21 protein-coding genes are annotated in these 20,340 nt (G+C 69.8%); 3 read left to right on the top strand and 18 right to left on the bottom strand.

Annotated elements, in window-relative coordinates:
* Positions 1-21 precede the first annotated feature (21 nt).
* From ureA to ACFWRT_RS13555, 3 genes are read left to right on the top strand one after another with little or no spacing between them, the layout of a single operon-like run.
* Positions 22-732: an urease subunit gamma gene (gene ureA, locus ACFWRT_RS13565; RefSeq protein ID WP_380949204.1), complete on the top strand. Its 711-nt coding sequence runs from the start codon at positions 22-24 to the stop codon at positions 730-732.
* Complete coding sequence (locus tag ACFWRT_RS13560; RefSeq protein ID WP_380949205.1) at positions 729-2,402, top strand: urease subunit alpha; 1,674 nt, start codon at positions 729-731, stop codon at positions 2,400-2,402. Before ureA ends, ACFWRT_RS13560 begins: the two co-directional genes overlap by 4 nt.
* Positions 2,403-2,432: 30 nt before the next feature.
* Entirely contained in the window at positions 2,433-3,257 is an 825-nt protein-coding gene (locus ACFWRT_RS13555) for a hypothetical protein (protein WP_380949206.1), read from the top strand.
* A 16-nt stretch (positions 3,258-3,273) separates the two neighbouring features.
* On the opposite strand, the gene ACFWRT_RS13550 is transcribed toward ACFWRT_RS13555, so the two are convergent.
* The 18 genes from ACFWRT_RS13550 to ACFWRT_RS13465 form a co-directional block, all read right to left on the bottom strand.
* A complete protein-coding gene (locus tag ACFWRT_RS13550) occupies positions 3,274-4,011 on the bottom strand; it encodes a phosphotransferase family protein (protein WP_380949207.1) in 738 nt (245 codons plus the stop codon).
* A 401-nt stretch (positions 4,012-4,412) separates the two neighbouring features.
* Positions 4,413-5,186 carry a tyrosine-protein phosphatase gene (locus ACFWRT_RS13545; RefSeq protein WP_380949208.1) on the bottom strand — a complete coding sequence of 258 codons (774 nt, stop codon included), beginning with the start codon at positions 5,184-5,186 and terminating at the stop codon, positions 4,413-4,415.
* A 109-nt stretch (positions 5,187-5,295) separates the two neighbouring features.
* Entirely contained in the window at positions 5,296-5,643 is a 348-nt protein-coding gene (locus ACFWRT_RS13540) for a hypothetical protein (RefSeq protein WP_380949209.1), read from the bottom strand.
* Positions 5,644-5,811: 168 nt separating this feature from the next.
* Complete coding sequence (locus ACFWRT_RS13535) at positions 5,812-6,036, bottom strand: hypothetical protein (RefSeq protein WP_380949210.1); 225 nt, start codon at positions 6,034-6,036, stop codon at positions 5,812-5,814.
* On the bottom strand, positions 6,023-6,313 hold the full coding sequence (locus ACFWRT_RS13530; protein WP_380949211.1) for a hypothetical protein: 291 nt from the start codon (positions 6,311-6,313) through the stop codon (positions 6,023-6,025). Before ACFWRT_RS13530 ends, ACFWRT_RS13535 begins: the two co-directional genes overlap by 14 nt.
* 84 nt (positions 6,314-6,397) lie before the next feature.
* On the bottom strand, positions 6,398-6,898 hold the full coding sequence (locus ACFWRT_RS13525) for a GFA family protein (protein WP_380949212.1): 501 nt from the start codon (positions 6,896-6,898) through the stop codon (positions 6,398-6,400).
* A gap of 41 nt (positions 6,899-6,939) precedes the next feature.
* Positions 6,940-8,034 carry an NUDIX hydrolase gene (locus ACFWRT_RS13520; RefSeq protein WP_380949213.1) on the bottom strand — a complete coding sequence of 365 codons (1,095 nt, stop codon included), beginning with the start codon at positions 8,032-8,034 and terminating at the stop codon, positions 6,940-6,942.
* A 72-nt stretch (positions 8,035-8,106) separates the two neighbouring features.
* Positions 8,107-8,277 carry a hypothetical protein gene (locus ACFWRT_RS13515; protein WP_380949214.1) on the bottom strand — a complete coding sequence of 57 codons (171 nt, stop codon included), beginning with the start codon at positions 8,275-8,277 and terminating at the stop codon, positions 8,107-8,109.
* A gap of 106 nt (positions 8,278-8,383) precedes the next feature.
* Positions 8,384-9,439 (bottom strand): bifunctional class I SAM-dependent methyltransferase/NUDIX hydrolase, encoded by a 1,056-nt coding sequence (locus ACFWRT_RS13510; RefSeq protein WP_380949215.1) that lies wholly within the window; start codon positions 9,437-9,439, stop codon positions 8,384-8,386.
* A gap of 78 nt (positions 9,440-9,517) precedes the next feature.
* The gene (locus tag ACFWRT_RS13505) at positions 9,518-10,165 is read right to left on the bottom strand and encodes a M15 family metallopeptidase (RefSeq protein WP_380949216.1); all 648 of its coding nucleotides are present in this window, start codon (positions 10,163-10,165) and stop codon (positions 9,518-9,520) included.
* Between the two features lie 2 nt (positions 10,166-10,167).
* Positions 10,168-10,710, bottom strand: a complete 543-nt coding sequence (locus ACFWRT_RS13500) for an NUDIX domain-containing protein (RefSeq protein ID WP_380949217.1) — start codon at positions 10,708-10,710, stop codon at positions 10,168-10,170.
* Entirely contained in the window at positions 10,698-12,173 is a 1,476-nt protein-coding gene (locus tag ACFWRT_RS13495) for an NUDIX domain-containing protein (protein WP_380949218.1), read from the bottom strand. Before ACFWRT_RS13495 ends, ACFWRT_RS13500 begins: the two co-directional genes overlap by 13 nt.
* Before the next feature lie 353 nt (positions 12,174-12,526).
* Positions 12,527-13,258 (bottom strand): MFS transporter, encoded by a 732-nt coding sequence (locus ACFWRT_RS13490; RefSeq protein ID WP_380949219.1) that lies wholly within the window; start codon positions 13,256-13,258, stop codon positions 12,527-12,529.
* 405 nt (positions 13,259-13,663) lie between these two features.
* Positions 13,664-14,206 carry a hypothetical protein gene (locus ACFWRT_RS13485; protein ID WP_380949220.1) on the bottom strand — a complete coding sequence of 181 codons (543 nt, stop codon included), beginning with the start codon at positions 14,204-14,206 and terminating at the stop codon, positions 13,664-13,666.
* A 612-nt stretch (positions 14,207-14,818) separates the two neighbouring features.
* Positions 14,819-16,021, bottom strand: coding sequence for a hypothetical protein (locus ACFWRT_RS13480; protein ID WP_380949221.1), 1,203 nt, complete (start codon positions 16,019-16,021; stop codon positions 14,819-14,821).
* A gap of 82 nt (positions 16,022-16,103) precedes the next feature.
* Positions 16,104-16,502 carry a hypothetical protein gene (locus ACFWRT_RS13475; RefSeq protein ID WP_380949222.1) on the bottom strand — a complete coding sequence of 133 codons (399 nt, stop codon included), beginning with the start codon at positions 16,500-16,502 and terminating at the stop codon, positions 16,104-16,106.
* 194 nt (positions 16,503-16,696) lie between these two features.
* A complete protein-coding gene (locus tag ACFWRT_RS13470; protein WP_380949223.1) occupies positions 16,697-18,871 on the bottom strand; it encodes a hypothetical protein in 2,175 nt (724 codons plus the stop codon).
* Positions 18,868-20,286, bottom strand: a complete 1,419-nt coding sequence (locus ACFWRT_RS13465; RefSeq protein ID WP_380949224.1) for a hypothetical protein — start codon at positions 20,284-20,286, stop codon at positions 18,868-18,870. The genes ACFWRT_RS13470 and ACFWRT_RS13465 overlap by 4 nt, the downstream gene beginning before the upstream one ends.
* Positions 20,287-20,340: the final 54 nt, after the last annotated feature.

The raw sequence follows: 20,340 nt of genomic DNA, 5'->3' as shown, positions 1-20,340 counted from the left end.
CCCCGTCCGGAAGGAGACGCCGTGCACCTGACCCCCGCCGAGCAGGGACGGCTGCTGCTGTACACGGCCACCCTGCTGGCCCGCGAGCGCCACCAGCGCGGCGTGAAGCTCAACGTGCCCGAGGCGACCGCGCTCATCGCGCACGCCGCGTGCGAGGCCGCCCGGGACGGTGGCCGGCTCGAGGAGGCGGTCGCCGCCGGGCGCGCGGCCCTCACCGCCGCGGACGTGCTGCCCGAGGTGCCGGGCATCCTGACCGAGATCCAGGTCGAGGCCGTCTTCGCCGACGGCTCCAAGCTCATCGTCATCACCCACCCCCTCGGCCCGCCCGCCGACCCGGCCCACGCCCCCGGTGCCGTCCTGCCCGCCGACCAGCCGCCGCCCGAGCTGGCCGACATCGTGCGGGTCGAGGTCACCAACACCGCCGACGTGCCGGTCACCGTCACCTCGTACTTCCACTTCTTCGAGGCCAACCGCGCCCTGGCCCTCGACCGCCGTGCCGCCTACGGCCGCCACCTCGCCCTGCCCGTCGGCGCCAGCACCCGCTTCGAACCCGGCACCACCCAGCAGGTCGAGCTGACCCCGATCGGCGGCGACCGAGTCGTCATCGGCTTCGCCGGCCTGGTCGACGGCCCCCTGGACGCCCCCGGCGCACGCGAGAGGGCGCTCACCCGCGCCCACGTCGCCGGCTACCTCGACACCGGCCCCACCACCGACCAGGAAGGCGACCTGTGAGCAGCCACCTCACCTACGCGCAGCAGCACGGCCCCACCACCGGCGACCGCGTCCGCCTGGCCGACACCGGCCTGACCCTGCGCGTCGAAGCCGACGCCCAACGCCGGGGCGAGGAGTTCCTGACCGGCTACGCCAAGACCGGCCGCGACGGCATCCACTACCAGGCCCGCCTCACCGACCGGACCTGCGACCTGATCGTCAGCAACGTCCTACTCGTCGACCCCGTCCTCGGCATCCGCAAGGCCTCGATCGGCATCAAGGACGGACGCATCGCCGCCGTCGGCCGCGCCGGCAACCCCGACACCCTGGAAGGCGTCGACGTCCTCGCGGGCACCGGCACCACCGTCATCCCCGGCGAGGGCCTCATCGCCACCCCCGGCATCGTCGACACCCACGTCCACCTCTGCTCACCCGGCATCATGGGCGCCGCCCTCGCCTCCGGGGTCACCACGATCGTCTCCCAGAACTTCGGCCCGACCTGGGGCTGCGGCGTCACCAGCCCCGCCGAACTGCGCCACGCCCTACGCGCCTTCGACGCCTTCCCGGTCAACATCGCCATGCTGGCCCGCGGCTCCTCCTCCCACCCGGACCCGCTGCTGCGCGCCCTGGAGCAGGGCGGCGCCTCCGGGTTCAAGGTCCACGAGGACATGGGCGCCCACCCCCGCGCCCTGGACACCGCCCTGACCGTCGCCGACGACCACGACGTGCAGGTCGCGCTGCACAGCGACACCCTCAACGAGGCCATGTTCGTCCAGGACACCCTCGCGGTCATCGGCGGCCGTATCCTGCACGCCTTCCACGTCGAGGGCTGCGGCGGCGGCCACGCCCCGAACGTCCTGCAGCTGGCCGGCCTGGCGAACATCATCGGATCCTCCACCAACCCGAGCCTGCCCTACACCCGCGACACCGCCGCCGAGCACCTCCACATGATTGCCACCGTCCACCGGCTCGACCCGGACGATCCGGACTGCCGGCGGATGGCCCACGACCGGATCCGCACCGGCACGCTCGGCGCCGAGGACGTCCTCCATGATCTCGGGGTCATCCCCATCACCTCCTCGGACTCCCAGGCCATGGGACGCATCGGGGAGACCGTCCGCCGCACCTTCGCGATCGCCGCCAAGATGCGCGCCCTGGACCCCGAGCCGGGCGGGGACGACAACGAACGCGTCCTGCGCTACATCGCCAAGCTCACCATCAACCCGGCCATCGCCCACGGCATGGCCCACGAGGTCGGCGCGCTCACCCCCGGCCGACTCGCGGACATCGTGCTGTGGAACCCGGCCTACTTCGGTGCCAAGCCGCAGCTCGTAGTCAAGGCCGGCTACCCCGCCTGGGGCGTCACCGGCGACCCCAACGCCTCCACCGAGACGAGCCAGCCCCTCGTCCTCGGGCCGCAGGTCGGCGCATACGGGGCAACCGCGGCCGACCTGTCCGTCGCCTTCGTCAGCCGGTCCGCGCACGACAGCGGCACCGACACCCTGCCGACCCGGCGCCGCCGCGTCGCCGTCCGCGACACCCGCACGATCGGCCTGGCCACCATGCTGCGCAACGACCGGCTCAGCGACGTCCGCGTTCACCCGGGCACCGGGCAGGTCACCCTCGACGGCGACCCCATCAGCTCTCCGCCCGCCCAGGCCACCGCCCTCAGCCAGCTCTACTTCCTGTAACCCAGGCCCGAGACACCCAGGAGCGCCCGCATGTCCCTCACCAGCCCGGCCCGCGACCTCCTCGACCGCGGCCACGCGACGATTCCGCTGCCCGCTGCAGACGCCGAGGTCCTCGCGGAGCTGCGCACCCACGCGGCTCGGTTCTTCAGCCAGGACGAGGAGACCAAGCTCCGGCACGGCAGCGGCGACTTCAACTTCGGCTACCGGCCCTACGGGCGCCAGTACTCCGTCAGGCCCGAACGGCCCGACATGAACAGCTCGTTCACCTACTGGGCGAACGACCCGGCCAGGGTTCCCGGGTACGAGGCCGCCTCCGTCGCCCCGTTCCTCAAAGCCCTGGGCGCGTACTGGCGGGTCGCCGCCGACGCCGCCGACCGGGTGCTGACCGGCCTGGCCGACCACTTCGGCTACCGCGACGACCTGCAGTTCCGTACCTCGTCCTACCTGGAGATCAACTGGTACCTCCGGGAACCCGAGCGGGACCTGCTCCAGGACCGCCACGAGGACGGCCACCTGTTCACCCTCGCCACCTCCGACGGTCCCGGACTGGAGATCGAGACCGACGGGGAGATGAAGCAGGCGGCCGTCGGTGACGGCCGCCTGCTCGTCATGCCCGGCAGCGTGCTCACCGCGATGACCGCCGGCCGGATCCCGCCGCTCTACCACCAGGTCCGCAACCACCAGCTGGAGCGGCGCATCACCACACTCTTCCTGGTCAACCCCAGGCTGGACCGGAACATCTCCCCCTACACCACGGAAGGGGGCGAAGTCGTGGACGTCGCGGCACTGGCACGGACCAGCGGCTCGATGTTCGGGCTGCCCCCGGCGCCGGTCCTGGCCCCGCCCACCGTCTGACGCACGAAGGGCCAGGTCAGGCCAGAGCGTCCTCGAACACCGACCGGTTCGATGCGGTGAACGCGAACTCGCGGCGGCTCCACTCGATCCGGGAGGCCAGCACCTCGGGCTCGGCGGGCGCGGTTTCGGGCGAGGCCATCAGCTCCGCCCAGAACCGGGCGTTGCGCGCCTGCCGCTCCAGGATGGCGTCGACCACCGCACCGCGCTCCGGCCCCTGAATGCCGTAGGCGTCGGCAAGGATCTTCACCTGCTCCGCCTGCCGTTCCACCGGGACGGTGCACTTGGACGCGATGCACCACGTCCACGCGGCGTATCCGAGGTCTTCCAGGGGCGAGCCGGGCGCCGCGGTGTCGAAGTCGATCCATGCGGTGGGCAGGCCGTCGACGAATACGGCGTTGTTCGGGGCGGCATCGTGGTGACACACCACGGGCGAGCGGCCGGCCAGGTCGCTACCCCGCGTGGCGTCGTGCATGGCCCTCAGTAGCGCACCGGCCGCCGCTACCTGTTCGTCCTCCCACACCTGGAAACGCGCCGGAACCTCACCCGGGAGAAAGCTCAGAATGTCCATCCCGTCGGCCTGACCGAGATATTTCGGGGCGCCGTCGAATTCTTGCTGCTCGAATACTTTCAGGAGGGTGGCGACGAATTCCGAAGAATCCGAAACCGGTCTGCGTACGGAATCCGCTACCCGGACGACGCCGTCGGTCATCCGTCCGCCGGAAAGCATGACCGCACCACCAGGCGCATCAGTCATTTAAGCCGCTCCCATACCTAGATCCCGAATCGGCCCATGGGTCTACTGGCAGCACATTTCCACGCTAGGACACCAGGGCTCGCCTTGCGACCCAAGCGATGTTATACGAGCCGCCCTGCGCAGCGGCCCCGGGGTGACCAACTCGCCCTGCTGCATGTAGAGTCCGGCATTCTCAAGATCGAATTCAATACTTCCGGCATCCGAATTGATCAAAGCGCACCGGCTTGGCCTGCGGCGATGCTGGGAGTCGATGTCGGCGGCACGACGATCACGCGGTGCGTCGCGTAGTGAACGTCACCCGAACGGATGACGTGGCATCGACGCGCGGCCGCGCCGGCCGGAGTGCTCACGCAACTGCGCCCGCGATCCACCGGATCGCGGGCGCAGTTGGGCGGGTCTGGTCAGGCGAGCAGGTTGGAGCGAAGGGCATCCAAGTCGGCCTCCGTGATTCCGTGGGGTGCCAGGTATGCGGGGATGGAGCCGAACCCGGTCAGAATCGTGTCCATCGCCGAGGCCAGCAGGGACTCACTGACCGGGTGCGAGTACCGGGTGACCCCCGCCTCGTCCTGGAAGGACGTCGGTCCAGCCGTCAGCTCCAGCTCGACGTTGGACCGCACGTAATCCCCGACGACCTGGTCCCACGGCGCGCCCAGCAGCGACTGGATCACCGCCACCGCGAGACCTGTGCGGTCCTTGCCCACGGCGCACTGCACGACCGCTGGCAGCGCGGTCGGCTCGGCCAGCCGCTTGATCAGCGCTGCGATCGCCGGAGCCCCGTAGGTCGCCATGAAGGGGTACAGGGCGGCTGGGTCCACGGGCCACGGCTTGCCGTCGAAGCCGGAGAAGTCGGTGAAGCCCATCGCCTTCAGGGCGTCCAGTTCAGGCAGCGCCGGAATCGGAACCCATTCGATGTCGAGCCCGTGCGTCTGCCCGGGCCAGACGTTGCTTTCGACACCACTGCGTAGGTCGATCACCGTACGGATGCCCAGCTCTCGGAGGCGCTCGGAGCCTACTGCGGTCAGCCGGTTCAAAGAACCGGATCGGTAGAGGATTCCGGGCCGCATAGGGGAAATGCAAGCGTCCCGGAAGTTGCGCACGTTCGGTACGGCCAACAGGATTTCCTGCGCCGGAAGGATGTGACTTGCCGACCTTGTTCCGCTGTCAGGCTTTGTCATGGGAAAAGGGTATGGCCTACGCCGCTATTTCGTACCTCATTGCGGGAGAATAAAGCCGGGACAGCCGGTCCGCGACGACCGCTCTGGATGCGGCCCTCACGCAACGTGCTTACGACCGGTGCCGGATGCGGTCGAGGTCCGCGTCGACCGAGACAAGGTCCGGGTGATCGCGCAGTTGCTGCTCGCTGATCCAGTCGGTGATGTCGGCGGCGTGCGCAGCCCGTACGTCGTTGGGGTCGGTGCCGGTGAGGAGCGCGATGGTCTCGACGCTCTCCTCATCGAGCCCGTTGTACCGGTTGGCAGGCGCGTACATCGTGACGAAGTCCGCCGGCAGAGCGCTGTCGGCGGCGGCCAGCCGCGTCACGAGCCAGCGGCGGAACGGGGTGTCCTGATCCTGCCAGTTCGGATCGTAGTTGTCGTATTCGGGATCGTCCGGGCCAGGGCCGATGATGGGCATGCAGGTGTCCTTTCCTAGACGGTTATGGATGACTCGGACAACAGCAGAGCACTTCTGTTCGACCCTCGCGCGCGATGCACCAATCCGGCCGAGGTGACGCGAAGGTGGCATGGTCATGGTCTTCCATGGCGCCGCCTGCTCACGGAAGCTGTGAGCGTTCGGGGTGGGTCACCGCGGGAGCTTCTTCGGGGGCAGGGCGCGGCTGCAGACGTGCATGTCGGATGTTCCCCAGGTGCAGAAGCCGCCGTACGGGATATCTCCGGAAGCGAGCGGGATCAGACCGGGCCAGGTGTCGCCGTGCTCGAGGCAGAGCAGGAGACCGGGCAGGTCGGGATGCTGGTAGGCGACGACGTCGGCGCGGGGCCGAGGGCGGGTGTGGTCAGTCTCGGGCACGGAAACTCCCTGAACAGTCGAGGCTGGCGTTGGGGGGCTGTTCGACGATGTGGCCCAAGCCGAACACATCCGGCCGACGGGCGGTGCAGGCAAAGCCGCCCAGAATCGTGGCGAGGGCGGTGTCCATCGCGGAACGGACGGTCTCGTAGCGGACGACGGCCTCGTGGTCCGTCCGGGCGGGTTCGACCATGTCGAGCACCGCGCGGTCGAGGCGGCCGTTGAGAGCCAGTCCACGACGATCTGAGCGTACCTGGGCGCCCTCGTTGAGGTAGACCATGACGCCGCCCTGGTCCTCGTCGGTGAGCCGGGAAGTACGCCTCTTTGAACCTTCGCCGATGAGGCGTTCTCCTCGGTCTCGTGTTCAGCGTGCGGCGGGGCGCAGCACCGGTTGGTCGGGGGCGAGGGAGATGGTCATCCACGGCGCGGCGTGTTCGCGGTAGCTGTGACCGACCGGTGCGGTGCCGCTCTGGTCGGTGAGGCTGAACGCGGTGACCATGACCATGTCCGAGCCTGCTGCGACGGAGATGAGATGGGAGCCGCAGCGCGGGCAGAAACCCCGCCGGAGGGTCTCGTAGGTGGCGTACCAGGTGGGTTCTCCTCCGGGGCCGGTCCAGCGCAGCCCGTCCTTGCTGAAGCCGACCCACAGCACGGCCGGCCCGCCGGAGATCCGGGTCTCGTGGGCGCATGAGCACAGGTGGGGGTCGTCGGGTGTGCCGAGGGCCTCGTAGGTGATGTTGCCGCACTGGCAGTGCCCGGTGCGGTGCTCCGTTTCAGGGTCGGAGGCGGTATCTGGTGTGTCTTCCGCCAGGACGGTGCCCGGGCTGGCGGTAAGAGCGGTGGGGGTGGGGCGCGAGAGGGGCATGGAGGGTTTCCTCAGATCGGATGATCGGGCCTGGCGGGCTGCTACCAGGTGGTGGGGTCGGGGAGTTCGGTGACGGGCTGGGGAGCGGCGCGGGGGATGCCGAGGCTCTGCCGGGCCTGGTGGACGGCGGCGAGCTGGTCGCCTGCGGCGGTTCCCCAGTCGAAGAGAGCTGTGGCTTGTTCGGGGGTGGCCAGGATGCGGGTGTAGGTCGTGCCGGTGGCGGGGTCGGGGCGGGCGGGGCCGAGCCCCTTGAGGGCTGCGGCGTAGCGGAGGTAGGCCCGGCTTCCGGCCGGATCGGTGACGTGCCCGAGGAGGAGGGGCGTTCCCAGCCGTGCGGATGCCTCTTCGTCGGCCTCGCGCACCAGGGTGGAGGCCGGGTCGCCTTGGTCCCGTTCTTCGGGCTTGCCGCCGGGCAGTACGGCGGTGCCGGTCTCCGGGTCGAGGAGGACCAGGACCCGGCCGTCGCCTGAAAAGGCCCACCCCCATGCCTGGGCGACGGCCAACTCGCTTGGGGCGTTGCCCAGGTGCCAGGGGTAGTGGTAGGAGGGCGGTGGGATGCGTAGAACGCCGAGGCGGTCCAGGACGGTGGGGGCGATCGGGACGCCGTTTTCCAGCAGCACCGTGCCGCCGCTGTTGATCCGGGCGCGCAGCGCGGAGAGCGCGCGGCGGGCGTCGGCCGGGGAGAGCAGTTCGGGCAGCCGGGCCGGGGCGACAAACTTGATCGCCGTGATTTCGCTCGGCGGCAGGCGGATCTCGGCGATACGGCCTTCGCTCCAGGTGCCGCCGTCGAAGACGGTGAGGATCTCTCCGGGGAACCGCAGGGCCGGAGGTGCGGAGGCGGCGTCGGGGGAGACCCAGTCGACGGCGAGGCCATGGTCGATGGGCGTGACGACGCCGAGTTCTTCCAGTACTTCGCGGGTGGCGGCGGCCGCGGGGGACTCGCGTTCATCCACCGCTCCGCCGGGGAGGAGGTGCGTGGTGCGGTAGTCCACCTGCTGCACGAGGACTTCGCCCTGCACGTTGGTGATCAGCACCGACGTGCCGGCCCACAGGGCGGCCGCCGCGCGCAGGTGCCCGTACTCCTCGTCGGTCATGGACGTGCCGGGCGGGTCATTGGACACGGGATTCGTCGTCATGGCTCTCCAGTTGGTACGGGTTCGGTCCGCGTTCACAGCTCTGCGCGGGCGGGGCACCCGCCCGCGCACAGTTCAGCGGGTCAGCAGGTGGGCATCGCCCCTGTCGGGACCGGGAGTGATCCGGGTGAAGTACTCGGTGTGGATGATCCGATTCCGGGTCTCCTCGTCCAGACGGGCAAGGAGACCGGGCAGTGGTCGCTCGCGGGCGATCTCCCCTCGGTCGGAAAGGATCGCGGCAGCCACGGTGAGCTGTCGACAGCCGTGGTGGCGAAGGAGTCAGGCGCCGTGAGCAGTTGCTTCCCCACCCCGGCCAGGAGCGGCCCGAGGTCGGCGGACAGCCTCGGCCGGCTCACGGATAGGAATGGATCGTCGGCAGCCCCGGCAGGACTCCGGGCCACACCGCGTTCAGCGCCTGAGCGGACGGAGCGAAGAGCCGTCCCAACCGGGCCAGCGTGTGGAGCGGAAACCACTCCCAGCGGAGGAACTTCTCGGGTTCGGGAAGGGCGAGTTCGCCCTCCCAGGCGGTGACGCGGACGACGGGGGCGATCCGCCGGACGTCCAGCCGGTCGTCGTGCAGCACCGTGATGACGAAGGCATCCGTCTTCCTCGCCTTCAGCCCTGTCTCCTCCGCCAGCTCCCGAACGGCGGCAGCCACGGCGGTCTCGCCGAACTCGACACCACCTGCCGGCAGCTCCCACATACCTGCCCTCTTGCGGCCCAGAAGAACTCGCCCTTGGGCGTCGGTGACGACTACGGAGACGCCGAGAACCGCCTGCGGTTCCGGCCGGCCGCGCTCGACCACGGCAACTTCCCCGTCCGGCGCCCGCAGCACGAGCACGGCCAGGCCCTCGGCGTCGAACCGGGCCGCCTCCTGGAACCCTTCCGCCAGCAAGGCGAGCTCCTCCTCATCCAGGGCAATGTTCCGCCGTTCGGCGGGGGTGTTCTCCACGAGCGGGGTGATGACGACGACCGTGCCGCCCGCGCGCAACCGGTCGGAGAGCAGGCGCAGGGTGGCCGTCCTGTTCCGGACGAACGCGATGCTCAGCCGCAGCACGACCAGGTCGAAGCCGGCCGTCTCGCCGTCCCGGTCGGGCAGCTCGGCCAGGAGGGGGTCCTGCTCGATGTCCAGACACTGCCAGCGCACTCCGGCCACCCCCGCGTACTCGGTACGCGCCCGTTCCAGGGCTTCCTCGGCGAAGTCGACCGCGTCGACCGCATAGCCCATGCCGGCCAGCGTGATGGCCAGTTCACCCGTGCCGCAGCCGACATCGAGCGCCCGCCCGCCGCCGTCGGGCACGGGGACGTGCTCGGCCAGCAGAGCGCGCTCCACCTCACCCACCGGACGGAACCCGCGTCCCTCGGCGTAGTGCTCCTGCCACGCCTGCTTCTTCGGTACAGCGATCATCGCTCCGGCTCCTACTCGTCCTGCGGGTTGGTACGTCAAGGTCGTACGGCTGTGGGGCACACGGATGTGGGCTGGGCGTCAGGGCCAGTCCTTCGGCCCGTACAGCGCCGCGGGTTGCTGCCGCACCAGGGCCCAGTACCTGTCGCCGAGGGAGAAGTGCCACCACTCGAAGGCGTAGTTCTGCAGGCCGGCGGCGGTCATGGCGGTGGTGAGGAGGGTCCGGTTCGCCTTCGCCGTCGCGGTGATGTTCGTGGCCGCGGTGAAGCAGGCTCCTTCGCTGTCCTCGGGGTTCGCGTTGATCGCTGTACCCATGTCCAGCTCGCGGCCGCCTGCGTCGACGAGCGTCAGGTCGACGGCGGCGCCCGCACTGTGCGGGGCGATCTCCGGGGGAGACACGTACCGGCTGGCCGCATCCCGCACCTCGGGCGCCGTCCACTGCGGGTGGGCGGCCCGCAGACTCTGCGCGTACCGCTGGAAGTACTCCGTCTGGAGGCTCAGGGGCCGGTAGCCCTCTACGAAGAGCAGCCGCAGTCCGTCGGGGAGCTGGGCCTGCGCCTCGACGAGCTGGTCGCGTACGTGCTCACGCAGATGCGCGAAGGCGCCGGCCGGGTCGCTGCGGCGGTCGTCGACGAGCAACGGAACCGGGCCGGTGCGGACGTCGACAAGGGGTTCACCGCATTCACGGACCGGGATCGCGGCGACCCGTGGGTCGGACATAAGGATCATGCTCACTGGTCCCCCCAGCCCCAGGTGATGTACGCGGCGGTGCCGGAGGCCCGGGCGGCCATGACCGCGTCCAGCCGGGCGTAGTCCTGGGCAGGCATCAGCTCTTTCCAGTCCTCCATCGTCAGTGCCCGGACGTCGTCGTGTTCTGCGGCGTCCAGGGTGATCGACCGGATCTCCTGGGGCGTGAGGCGGCCGCCGTCGAAGATCCACCCGGCCGTGCTGTAGGGCCACGAGCCGCCGGGCGGGCTGAAGGCAGAGGCGAGCAGCCGCAAAGGCCCCTTCACCACCAGACCCGTCTCTTCGCGGCACTCCCGCACTGCGGTCTGGGGCGGCTGCTCGCCGTGGTCCATCGTGCCGCCCGGGAACTGCCAGGGATGGGACGAGGAGTACGTGGCGTGCAGCTGCACGGGCCGGCCCTCCAGATCGGTGAAGAACAGGCACGCGTAACCCGTCAATCTCAGGACCGTCTCCGCGTACCGCGACTGCGCACCGATCCCGACCGGTCCTGAAGAGAGGTCCGTGCCCGCGGCGGTCATCGTGTCCATCCCATGTCCGAGTACGGGCGGCCCCCGCGGATCGCCTCGATGGCCTGCCGGGTGTACGGCACGACGTTGTCCGGAAGGTCCTTGGGGTTGAACCACCGCCATTCCACGCACCGGTCGGGCTCCAGCACCTGCGGCACACCGGACCAGGACCGAGCCCGGAAGAACAGCTGGATCCGCGGCCTCTCGGTGGGCGAGTCCTGGCTGTGGACCAGGTGAACGAGGTCGATCCCTTCGGGATCGAGGAGGAGCCCTGCTTCTTCCTTTGCCTCCCGGATCAGGCAGCTGACCGCTTCCTCCCTTTCGCAGTGGCCTGCCAGGGCGTGGTAGAGGCCGCCGGCGTACGCGGAGGTGGGGTGACGCAGCCCCAGAAGGACCCGGCCCTCGGCGTCCTGGAGGTAGAGGTGAACCCCGACCACATGCAGCTCGGTCCCTTCCGGCGTCCGGTCGGCCGGCGGACGGGACCTGCGCGCCGGGCCGGTGGACGCAGGGTGCTGGGCGGCGTGCCGGCGGATCAGGTCTCCCAGGCCAGGGGACTGGGGCAGCCGGTCGAGCATCTCCAGGGTGCACCAGTGCAGCAGGATCCCTTCTCGCAGCCCGGCGGTGTCCGGGTGGCCCTCCCACACCCCAGTGAACATGTGGACGGGAACGCTCAGCCCGTCCACGCTGGTGGTCTCCTCCACGGCGTACGGCTCCAAGCTGGTGAGCTTCACCCCCGGTACCTCTTCGCCGAGTTCGCGCAGCAGGGTCGCCTCCAGGGAGGCGTCGCAGGGGGCCCGGCCGCCGCCCAGGAGAGCGAAGACGCCGGGTTCCCAAATCCCTTCTCGTTGGTCGCGCAGGTGCAGCAGGTAGTTTCCTCGTGCGTCGTGGATGATCACGGACGCGTTGACCGGTTCAGGTGCGGCGCTCAGGTCGGCGTCGAGGAGCTTCTCCCGCAAGGTGGGGGAGGTGACCTGGTCGAGTGGCAGCCAGAGGGTCGCGGAGACTTCCTCGGCCTGCACGGTCGTCTCGACAGAGGCGGGAACGAGGTGGAAGACGAACCGGAAGTCGTAGTGCTGGTGGGCCGGTTCGCCCCTGGCCGAGTTGGCGTCGATGGGGTGGACGTCGATGTCGGCGGGCTCGTGGCAGAACGCAGCAGTCTGGCTGAGCAAAGCCGGAGGGATGCCGGTCTCCTCGTGGACCTCGCGCACGGCGGTGGCCATGAGTGTCACGTCGCGGGTCTTGACGTGACCGCAGGGGCAGAGCAGCAGCCCGCCCGAGGCGTTGTGCCGTACGTGCAGCACCCGGCCACTGTGATCGATCACGACGGCGCTGCACGTGATGTGCCAGGGAAACGTCCCCCGCGACGTCGGGTCGGACAGGGCGTCGAGCCCCTCCAGCAGGGGTGTCAGGGCGGCGCGTTCACCGGGGTGGCGGGCCAGGTAGGCGGTGACGAGTTCACGGATGTGCTCTCGGGGCGGCGGCATGGGCGGCGCCTTTCATGAGGTGGAGGACGAGGATTCGGCCGGGCCGGGTGGGACCTGCGGTACGACTCCCGGCCCGGCACCGGGGGCCGGCGCAGTGGAGGTGTGCAGGCCGCGGGCGGGGGAGCGCCACAGGATCACGAACGGTGCACAGAGCAGGAGGGTGATCACGCCGAGGGCGGGCCGCAGGCCGACGAGGGTGCCAAGTACACCGGCGAGGAACGCGGCGAGCGGACGCAGACCGAAGGCGAGCCATGTACCAGTGGCCTGTGCGCGGCCCTGCAGATGGGCGGGGCACAACTCTTGGCGGACAGTGCGCTGCAGTCCGCCATGGGCGACCGCGGCCCCGGTCTGGATCAGCAGAGAGGCACCGATGACGGCCTGGCCCGTTGCCCCGGGGCCGACGGGTACAGGGACCAGAGTGCGGAACTGGCCGCCAGGGCGAAGGAGGTGGTGGCGTTCGACAGGACGATGGAACGGACCACGGGGGTCTGCAGGGTGTAGGCGAGGCCTTCGCGGATCTCCGCCCACTGGCTGCTGTCCTCAGGCCGGGGCGCCGGCTCCGGCTCATGGTGGCGGATGGTCAGCAGACAGATGGCGCAGATCAGGTACGTGAGCGCGTCCAGGGCGATCGCCCTGGCGGCGCCCAGCACGGTGACCAGCAGCCCGCCGAGGTTGTTGCCTGCGAGGTCGGCCAGCGAGTTCGTCGCGCCGAGTTTGGCGTTGCCCTCCTTGAGCTGCTCCCCGCAGAGCAGGGTGGGGAGATAGCTGATCGAGGCGTTACTCCCGACCACCTGGAAGGCGGCGACGAGGAAGGCGACCGTGTACAGCTGGCCCAGGGTGACCTGCCCGACGAACTGGGCGAGGGGAATGCTGCCCAGAGACAGTGCGCACAGGACGTCGCAGGTGATGATGATGGGCCGTTTGCGGTAGCGGTCGGCGAGGACGCCCGCATGGAGGGACAGCAGAAGCGCCGGGAGTTTGCCCGCGACGGCGATCAGCGCCACGTCCATGGTCGAGGCCTGCAGGTCCACAGCAGCGATCACCGAGATGCCGATCGTGGTGATGCCGTAGCCCGCAACGGTCACGGACTGGCCGCCCCAGTAGCAACGGAAGTCCCGGTGTTGCCACAGGCTCGGCTGCGGGGCGGACTTCCTTGCGGACCTTTCTTCATCCCCCTTCAACGTCGCCCATGGGTGGGCCCAGGCCCGTCTGCTAGGCATCAACGTCGCCCCCTTTCACAGTTGTTGGGGATGCCGGGTCCAACGAGGGGGAACACAGTTCGAATACACGCCTTTCGGCCGAACCTCGAACCCCTGTTCTCTGGGGCCGACGGTCGGTGCGTGATACACGGGCCCGCCCGTCAGCCGGGACAGCCGGGTGTGATCTTGGCCGAAAAGGGCGCAGTTGTTCTCGGCCGACTAGCGGGACACGATGGTCGAGAGCCCTTCTGCGGCAGTCGTCGGCGGCGAGGGTCTCGCGACCTGCCACGACTACTGCTTGGGAGTGCTGGCGTAGGTGTAGGGGCCGGTGACTCCGGCGCTGTGGTGGTCGGCTGCGGCGAGGGCGGCGGTGAGGCGGGCTCGCGGGGCCATTCCGAGGTGGGCGGTGGCGTGGAGGGCGCCAAGGGCGAGTTCGTCTCCACAGCCGACCGCGGCGTAGCCGTCGGCGTGCTCGCCGACTTGGAAGTCGTCACAGACGACGAAAAGCCTTCCCAGTACGCCAACGAGGAAGGTCCCGGCCTGCTCTTGCTCAGATTCCTTGCGGGCCCACCCGCCCTCCCTGAGACAGCCGCGCAGGGCGTCGGTCCAGGTGGTGACCATGAAGCCATGGAGGTCGCCGGTGGGGTGCGGTGGCTGGAAGGCGTAGCGCAACAGCTGTCCCATACGGAAGCTGGAGGTGAAGCCCATGACATACGGGCCGTTCCGGAAGGTTTTGCGGTCGGCGCGGACCGTGAGTTGGAGGCCGGATACGCCGGCGGAGTCAGCGCCTAGATGGACGCGGTGTTTGTGGACGAGTCCGACGATGGCGGTCATTCGGCCTCCAGGGCTCAGAGTTGGGATTGAAGGGGTGCGGTGGCGGCTGGTTGATCGGTCGCGCCGGAGGTTCGACTCTCGCTGAGTGCGGCGGCGTCCTCGGCTTGCCTTCTCTGAACGGCATCGCAGGGTGTCGGCGTGGGCGGCTTCAGCCGCTTGCCGCGAGCCGGATCGGCGTGCCCGGCGATGCGGCCGCCTGCATTAGCGGGCTTCGCCGGACACTTTCCCAAAAGCATCCGAACTTGTCCCCCTTTTGTCGCCTTTCAGGTTGGCGAAGGTCGGACTTATTGAATTCGACACAGCTTGCCGATGATTCCCTTTCTGCCCGCTTCTGGCATGCAGTCGGGAGGACGCTAAACCGTCTCCTGCCTGGGGTCAACAGGGTTGCCCGGTGGATGGAACACATTTCGCCGCCGCGCGGACCTCTCGAATGAGGGTGGCTTGAGATTTTCGGCATGCCAAATGAAAGGTGCCACCGAGGATGGCACCGCGCTGCGGATATCGGCGTTCTATTGAGAGGTATTTACGTAGGCATATGCGGGTCCGGTTCGGAAAGTGGCTGAGAGGTACGTCGGTTGGCCGGATGGCGGGTGGCCGCCGTCGGCTTGGCGGTCAGGGCGTCGAGAGTGCGGAGCGGGGCGCTGAGGGCATGGAGAGCGGTGGTGTGCGGAAGTACGTGCGGACCAGTCGGCGGAGGTCAATGGGCGTGTACGAGGTGAGGTCACGGGCGAGCTGGTAGGCCAGCACCGAGCGCATGGCGTCCCGATCCGTGTAGGGGTGGAACTCCGCTTCGTCGCGGGTGGCGCCGACGTTGATTCCGTCGTCCAGAGGTGCGAACCGCTTGCCGAGCACCCCGGAGATGGTCGAGGAGCTGACGAGCAGGGCGGTGTACCCGTCCTGGAGGCGCGGCTCGGTTTCCGCGCATAGCAGGGCGTGGTCGATACATGTGGGCGGCTCGACGGTCCGGTAGCCGCTGCCGTCCGCAAGCAGCTCGTTGGCGGTCACCAGATACAGGTGGGCGTGACCTTTGCCGAGATCCAGCGGTGTTGGGCAGAAGCCGACCCGGCACCGCTGCTGACTCATCGCGCTGAACTGTCGGCTGGGATGTCTGCCGGGCACGGCTGGGCCCACCGGCCGGCCGCTGCGGCTCAGCACCCCCGAGTGACGGGCCCACAGTGCCCCCTGCTCGTCGCGGTCGCCCGCAGTCTGGTCCCAGTACGACAGGATGGGCAGGTCTCCGGAGTGGCCACGGACCAGGCACAACGCCCGGGACGTTTCCGCGACTTCTGTCTCCCGCGCCTGGATGTACAGGGCGGGGCTCCGGGCTGGGCGCGCGTTGCTTGCGGTGTCGCCGATCGCACCGGTCTTCAGCCACGCCGTGATGACGTCAGCGGTCACGATCTGGTACTGCCACCCGAGGTGGACAGCCTGCGCCCAGGTCTTGGCCTGAAGATTTTCCATGAGCGACTGGACCCGTCGCTCCACCGTCCCTCGGGAAAGGGCCAGGTGCTGGGCCATGCCCTCCAGGGTCATACCGACGGCCATGAGCGGGAGCAGCTCCCGCTCGATGGCGGGCATCGCGATGTCCGCCGGATCGAGCAGGGCGGGCTGCTTGGCCCCCGTCGCGCAGCAGATGGCGAGCAAGACCGCGGGCTTGCGGGGGGCGTGGAGGCGATCGCAGAGTTTGCCGTAGAGAGCGCTGGCCTTTCGCACCGGGATATTCAGCAGCCCGGGGAGCTCGGCGAGCAGGGCGCCGTCGGCTAAGTGCTGAAGGAGGAGGCTCTCGTCCTCCTCAAGTGCGGGCGCCGTTCTCATGCTTCGGAGGTCCTTTCAGGGTCGTGGGAGGGGATCAGGGACCGCCGGGGTGTCGACCGCGGACGGGTACGTCGGCGGTGAGTCAGGGCCGGAGCTCCGGGCAGAGCGGCGTCCGGCTGGTGGCGGGGGCGAGAGCTTGGACGGCGTCATTGCGCTCGGCGCGCTGGCGGAGGTGGTGGACGGGGGCACCGTCGCGGTGCACCGTGGCTTCGAGCCGCCACGCGAGCCGGACTTGAAAGTGCTCGGCGAGCCGGTCCGAAGCGACCTCCATACGAACCCAGTCGTAGCCTTCTCGGGCGGCCACGTCACTGATGCGCGTGGTGAAGATCCAGCTCAGCGGGGCGGCCTCGGGCATGGAGACGTCCGGGTCGGTCACCAGCCGATCCAGGCCAAGTGCCTGGCCGTCGCCGTCGAAGTCGGGCGGGAAGGTGACGACCGCCAGAGCGACGACCACGCCCTCGGATGTCAGGACGAGGGGCATGGCCCTACGGGCCGTGGCGAGCGGGGTAGTGCGGATAGATCCGATGCCGCGGGCTCGCGCCCAGGCCAGGCGCCTTGCCCACAGCTGCTTGGCGGCCGGCTGGTCCTTCGGCACCATCTCGCGTATCGCGTACACGCATGTTCCTCATCGGTTGTCGCGGTCGGGGTGACAGCCCGGTAGCCGGGCCGGCCAGGTCAGGCGAGGCGGGCGAGGAGGTCGCGGACACGGTCGGCATCGGCGCCGTTCACCGGCAGGTAGAGGGACAGGGCCCGGGAGTAGAGGGCCTGGGCTTCGGCAGGGCGGCCGCCGTCCTCGGCGGCGTTGCCGAGCCACTCCAGGGCTTGAGCGGCCTTGCGCGGTGCGTGGCAGTCCAGGAACTCCTGCGCGGCGGTACGCAGTGCGCTCTCACCTGCCTGGAGATCACTTGTCTGGGTCTGTGCGCGGCCCAGCCAGGCCAGAGCCCGGGCGGAATCGTGGGCATCGACGCCTTCCAGAGCGTTTCGTGCATCCTGGAACCGGCGCAGGGCGTGTGCGGTGTCGGCGGGGGTCATGCGCAGTGCGGCCTGGCCGAGGAGGATGTCCGCAAGTGCCACCCCCCGTGTGTAGTCGTGCTCGGCGCGGATGCTCCGCGCCCGCTGCAGGAACGGCACCGCCTCTTCCGCGTCGCCCCGTTGGAGATGGGTGGCGCCCAGTTCGTAGAGGGCTTGGCCCTCGGCGAGTGCGTCACCCGCGAGGCTGGCCATCTCCCGGACGCGGGTGAAGGTGCTCAGGGCGATCGGATCGTCGGCCAGGCGCAGCCCCAACCCGTAGGTGTTGAGCAGGTGGCGTTCCTCCAGCTCGCCGGCGCTGTCGTCGTGGCCCAGGGAGACCAGGGCGAGCGCGTGTACTTCGATCCATTCGTTGCTGCGGCCCGCTGCCCGCCACCAGGGCCACATGCTGTAGACGAGGCGCCACACGTAGGCGTGCAGGCCGTTCTGGTAGGCGGCCCGGACCAGGGCGAGAAGGTTCTCGCTCTGTACGGTCAGCCACTCGATCGCAGCTTCGGGATGTGCGTGCCGTACGGGGTGTCGCGGGTGGTGCGGCAGGTCGCCGGGGTTGATGTTGAGGGTGCGGTAGTGGCTGTCGGTGGCCTGGGCGTCCGCTGCCGCGGTGGCGGCGAGCGCCCACCCCAGTGCCCGGCCAAGGACGTCGTCGCCGTCGGTCTCGCGCTCGCGGGCAAGTCCCAGGACAAGTTCCCGGAACTCCGGGGAGGCGAATCGGTAGACCGCTCCCCTCAGTTCGTGCGAGCCCAGGTTCTCCAGCAGTGAGGTTGCGGCGAGTGCCGTGAGGTGGCTGGTGGCGTCCTCGGGGGAGGCATTGCAGACCGCGGCCACGAGGGTGGCGTCGAAGTCGCGGACCGGGAGGCGGCTCAGATCGCCACAGGCCCGGGCGGTATCCGGGTCCAGTCCTGCGTACGCGGCGTCGAAATGGGTCGTCATGGTTGCTCCTGGACGGTGGTGGGCGGGGCGGTCCGGCACGTGGTGCCGCCTGCCTTCGGTCAGTGCCTGGACGAGGCCGGACAGGGTCCGTTGAGGGTGGAGGGTGAGCTGGGCGGCGGTCAGAGACAGGGCGGTGGGCAGCCCGGCGGCCAGGTCCACCAGCCGGCCGGCTGCCCGCGGTTCGCCACGGAGCCGTTCCTCGCCCGCGCGGACCGCCAAGTACCGGCGGGCCGCGTCAGGTGGCAGCGGCCCGACCTGGTGGAAGAAGGCGCCGTCCGCTCCGAGTTCGACCAGTGGGCTCCGGCTGGTGACGAGGACCAGGTGGCCGCTGCCGGCCGGCAGGCAGGCGCGGACGCCCACCGCATCCGCGGCGTTGTCGAGGAGCAGGCACATCGGGGCCCGGGCGGCGGTCACCGATCGCCACCACGACGCCCGCTCCTGGGCGTCGACGGGTGGTGGGCCGGGGCGCACGGACCGCAGGAGGTACCCCAGGGCCCTGCGGGCGGGGAGCGGGCCGTCGGGTTCTCCGCCCTGCATGTCCACGTAGAGCTGGCCTCCGGGGTGGAGGTGGTGGAGTTCATGGAGGAACCGGGTGGCGAGCGCGGTGGTGCCCGATCCGGGGGGCCCGTGGAGGGCGATCAGCCGGGTGCCGGGGGCGGCGGGCGGACCGAGCGCCCGCCGCTGCAGCAGTGTGAGGTCGGGATCCCGGTCGACCCACCAGACCGGCGGCGGGGGCAGTTGCCGGGGTGGAGGCGGCTCGGGGGCCGCGGTGGTGAACGTGAGGCCGGTGATGGTGTTCGCCTGCACGACGGGGCCGTGGACGGTCCCGCCGCTGATGCTGTTTCGGGTCTCGGTCGCCTGGATGGTCCGGGGCCCGGGCACGTGATTCATCGACGGCCCGCCAGTTCGCGCGGCCGGACAGGCTGCCCGGCGCGAAGCTCCGGGGCCCGGCGCTCCGTGTGCGTCCTGGTCAGCGGCGCGGACCGCCCCTTCACCGGGTGCTGGGCGAGTACCGAGGCAACGCGGTCCAGACGCAGACCCAGCCGAAGGGCGGTGACGCCCGGACTTTCACCCTGCTGGCGAGAGCGGAGGATCAGAGCTGCCGTACGGTCCCGGAGCTGGTAGACACGGAGAATGTTGGCCACCTCGGCGGCGGGCTTGCCGACGGCACGGGCGATCTCCAGCGTGCTCTCACCGTTCGCGGCGAGAGCGAGGATGGTCTGGTCCTGGCGCCGCCAGATGCTCACGTCCCCCAGACGGACGGGTGTCGCATCAGGATCGGGCCGGTCGAGGAGGCCCATATGGGCTTCTCGGAGCCGGACCCGAACAGCCTCGCGACTGATGTGGAGCGCGGTTGCGGTGTCCTTGACGGAGGCCACGACTCGGTAGACGTCCACCAGTCCGTCGAGGGAAATACCGAAGGAGTCCGGGTTCACCCGCGCCGGCAGCCCTGCCCGCGTGAGTTCACGGTGGACCGCCCAGTGGGACAGCCCGGTGAGCAGGGCGATGTGAGAGTTCAGGAAGTTCAGCTCGTGCAGCTGCGGAACCAGAGCGGCGGGCAGCGGCGTCGGAGGCGAGACGAGCTTGGGTCGGGTGCGGCGGTTGTCGCTCCGGCCCGGCCCTCGCACGGTGACCCCGGCGTCGAGGAGACGGGCGTGGGCCGTCGAATAGGCGATCCCGAAGTAGAGGGAGCACGCTTCGATGCTCAGCCCGCTCTCGTACAGGGAGACCAGACGGGGGCCGTCCATGTCGCTGTTCCACCGGATCCGTCTCCCTCGCGGCCGCAGTGTGATGCCGGCCTTGAGCAGGCGGTTTCGAGCTGTGTTGCGGGAGATGCCGAGGATGACGCCGCAGTGCTCAAGGCTCAGCCCACGCCGGTACAGGTGGACGAGCGTCGGGCGCCCTGCCGGGACGACCCCCCTGGCCCGGACGGGGACGCCTGCTTCGTCCAGCTGTCGACGCACCGTGGGCTGTGCAAGCCTGACAGCTCTGGCACATGCACGAAGAGAAAGGCCGATTTGATAAAGCTCAACCGCATCTAGCGGTTTGCGTTGTTGGGTGGCCTTGGTACCGGGGCGACGGATCTCGACCCCCGCGTTGACCAGGATCTGCCGAGTTGTGCGGGGCGCGCGGCGGCAGAGCGATGCCACTCGGCGGATGCCGAGCCCCTTCTCGTACAGCAGCGGGATGAGCACCTCGGCAGGCGGTTCACTCACGCCCGGCGCCAGCCGCAGCGAGTTCATCACCGCCAACAGCTCAGGGCTGCCGCCGGATGGGCGAGAAGGAGACATTGCAGTAACAGCCATCGAGCTCCTCGTGGGTTGCCCGGGAGAGGCGGCCGGATGCCGCGACGTAGACCA

The sequence above is a fragment of the Streptomyces cyaneofuscatus genome (assembly GCF_042718795.1).
Taxonomy (GTDB): domain Bacteria; phylum Actinomycetota; class Actinomycetes; order Streptomycetales; family Streptomycetaceae; genus Streptomyces; species Streptomyces cyaneofuscatus_A.
This window is presented reverse-complemented; position numbering and strand designations above follow the sequence as displayed.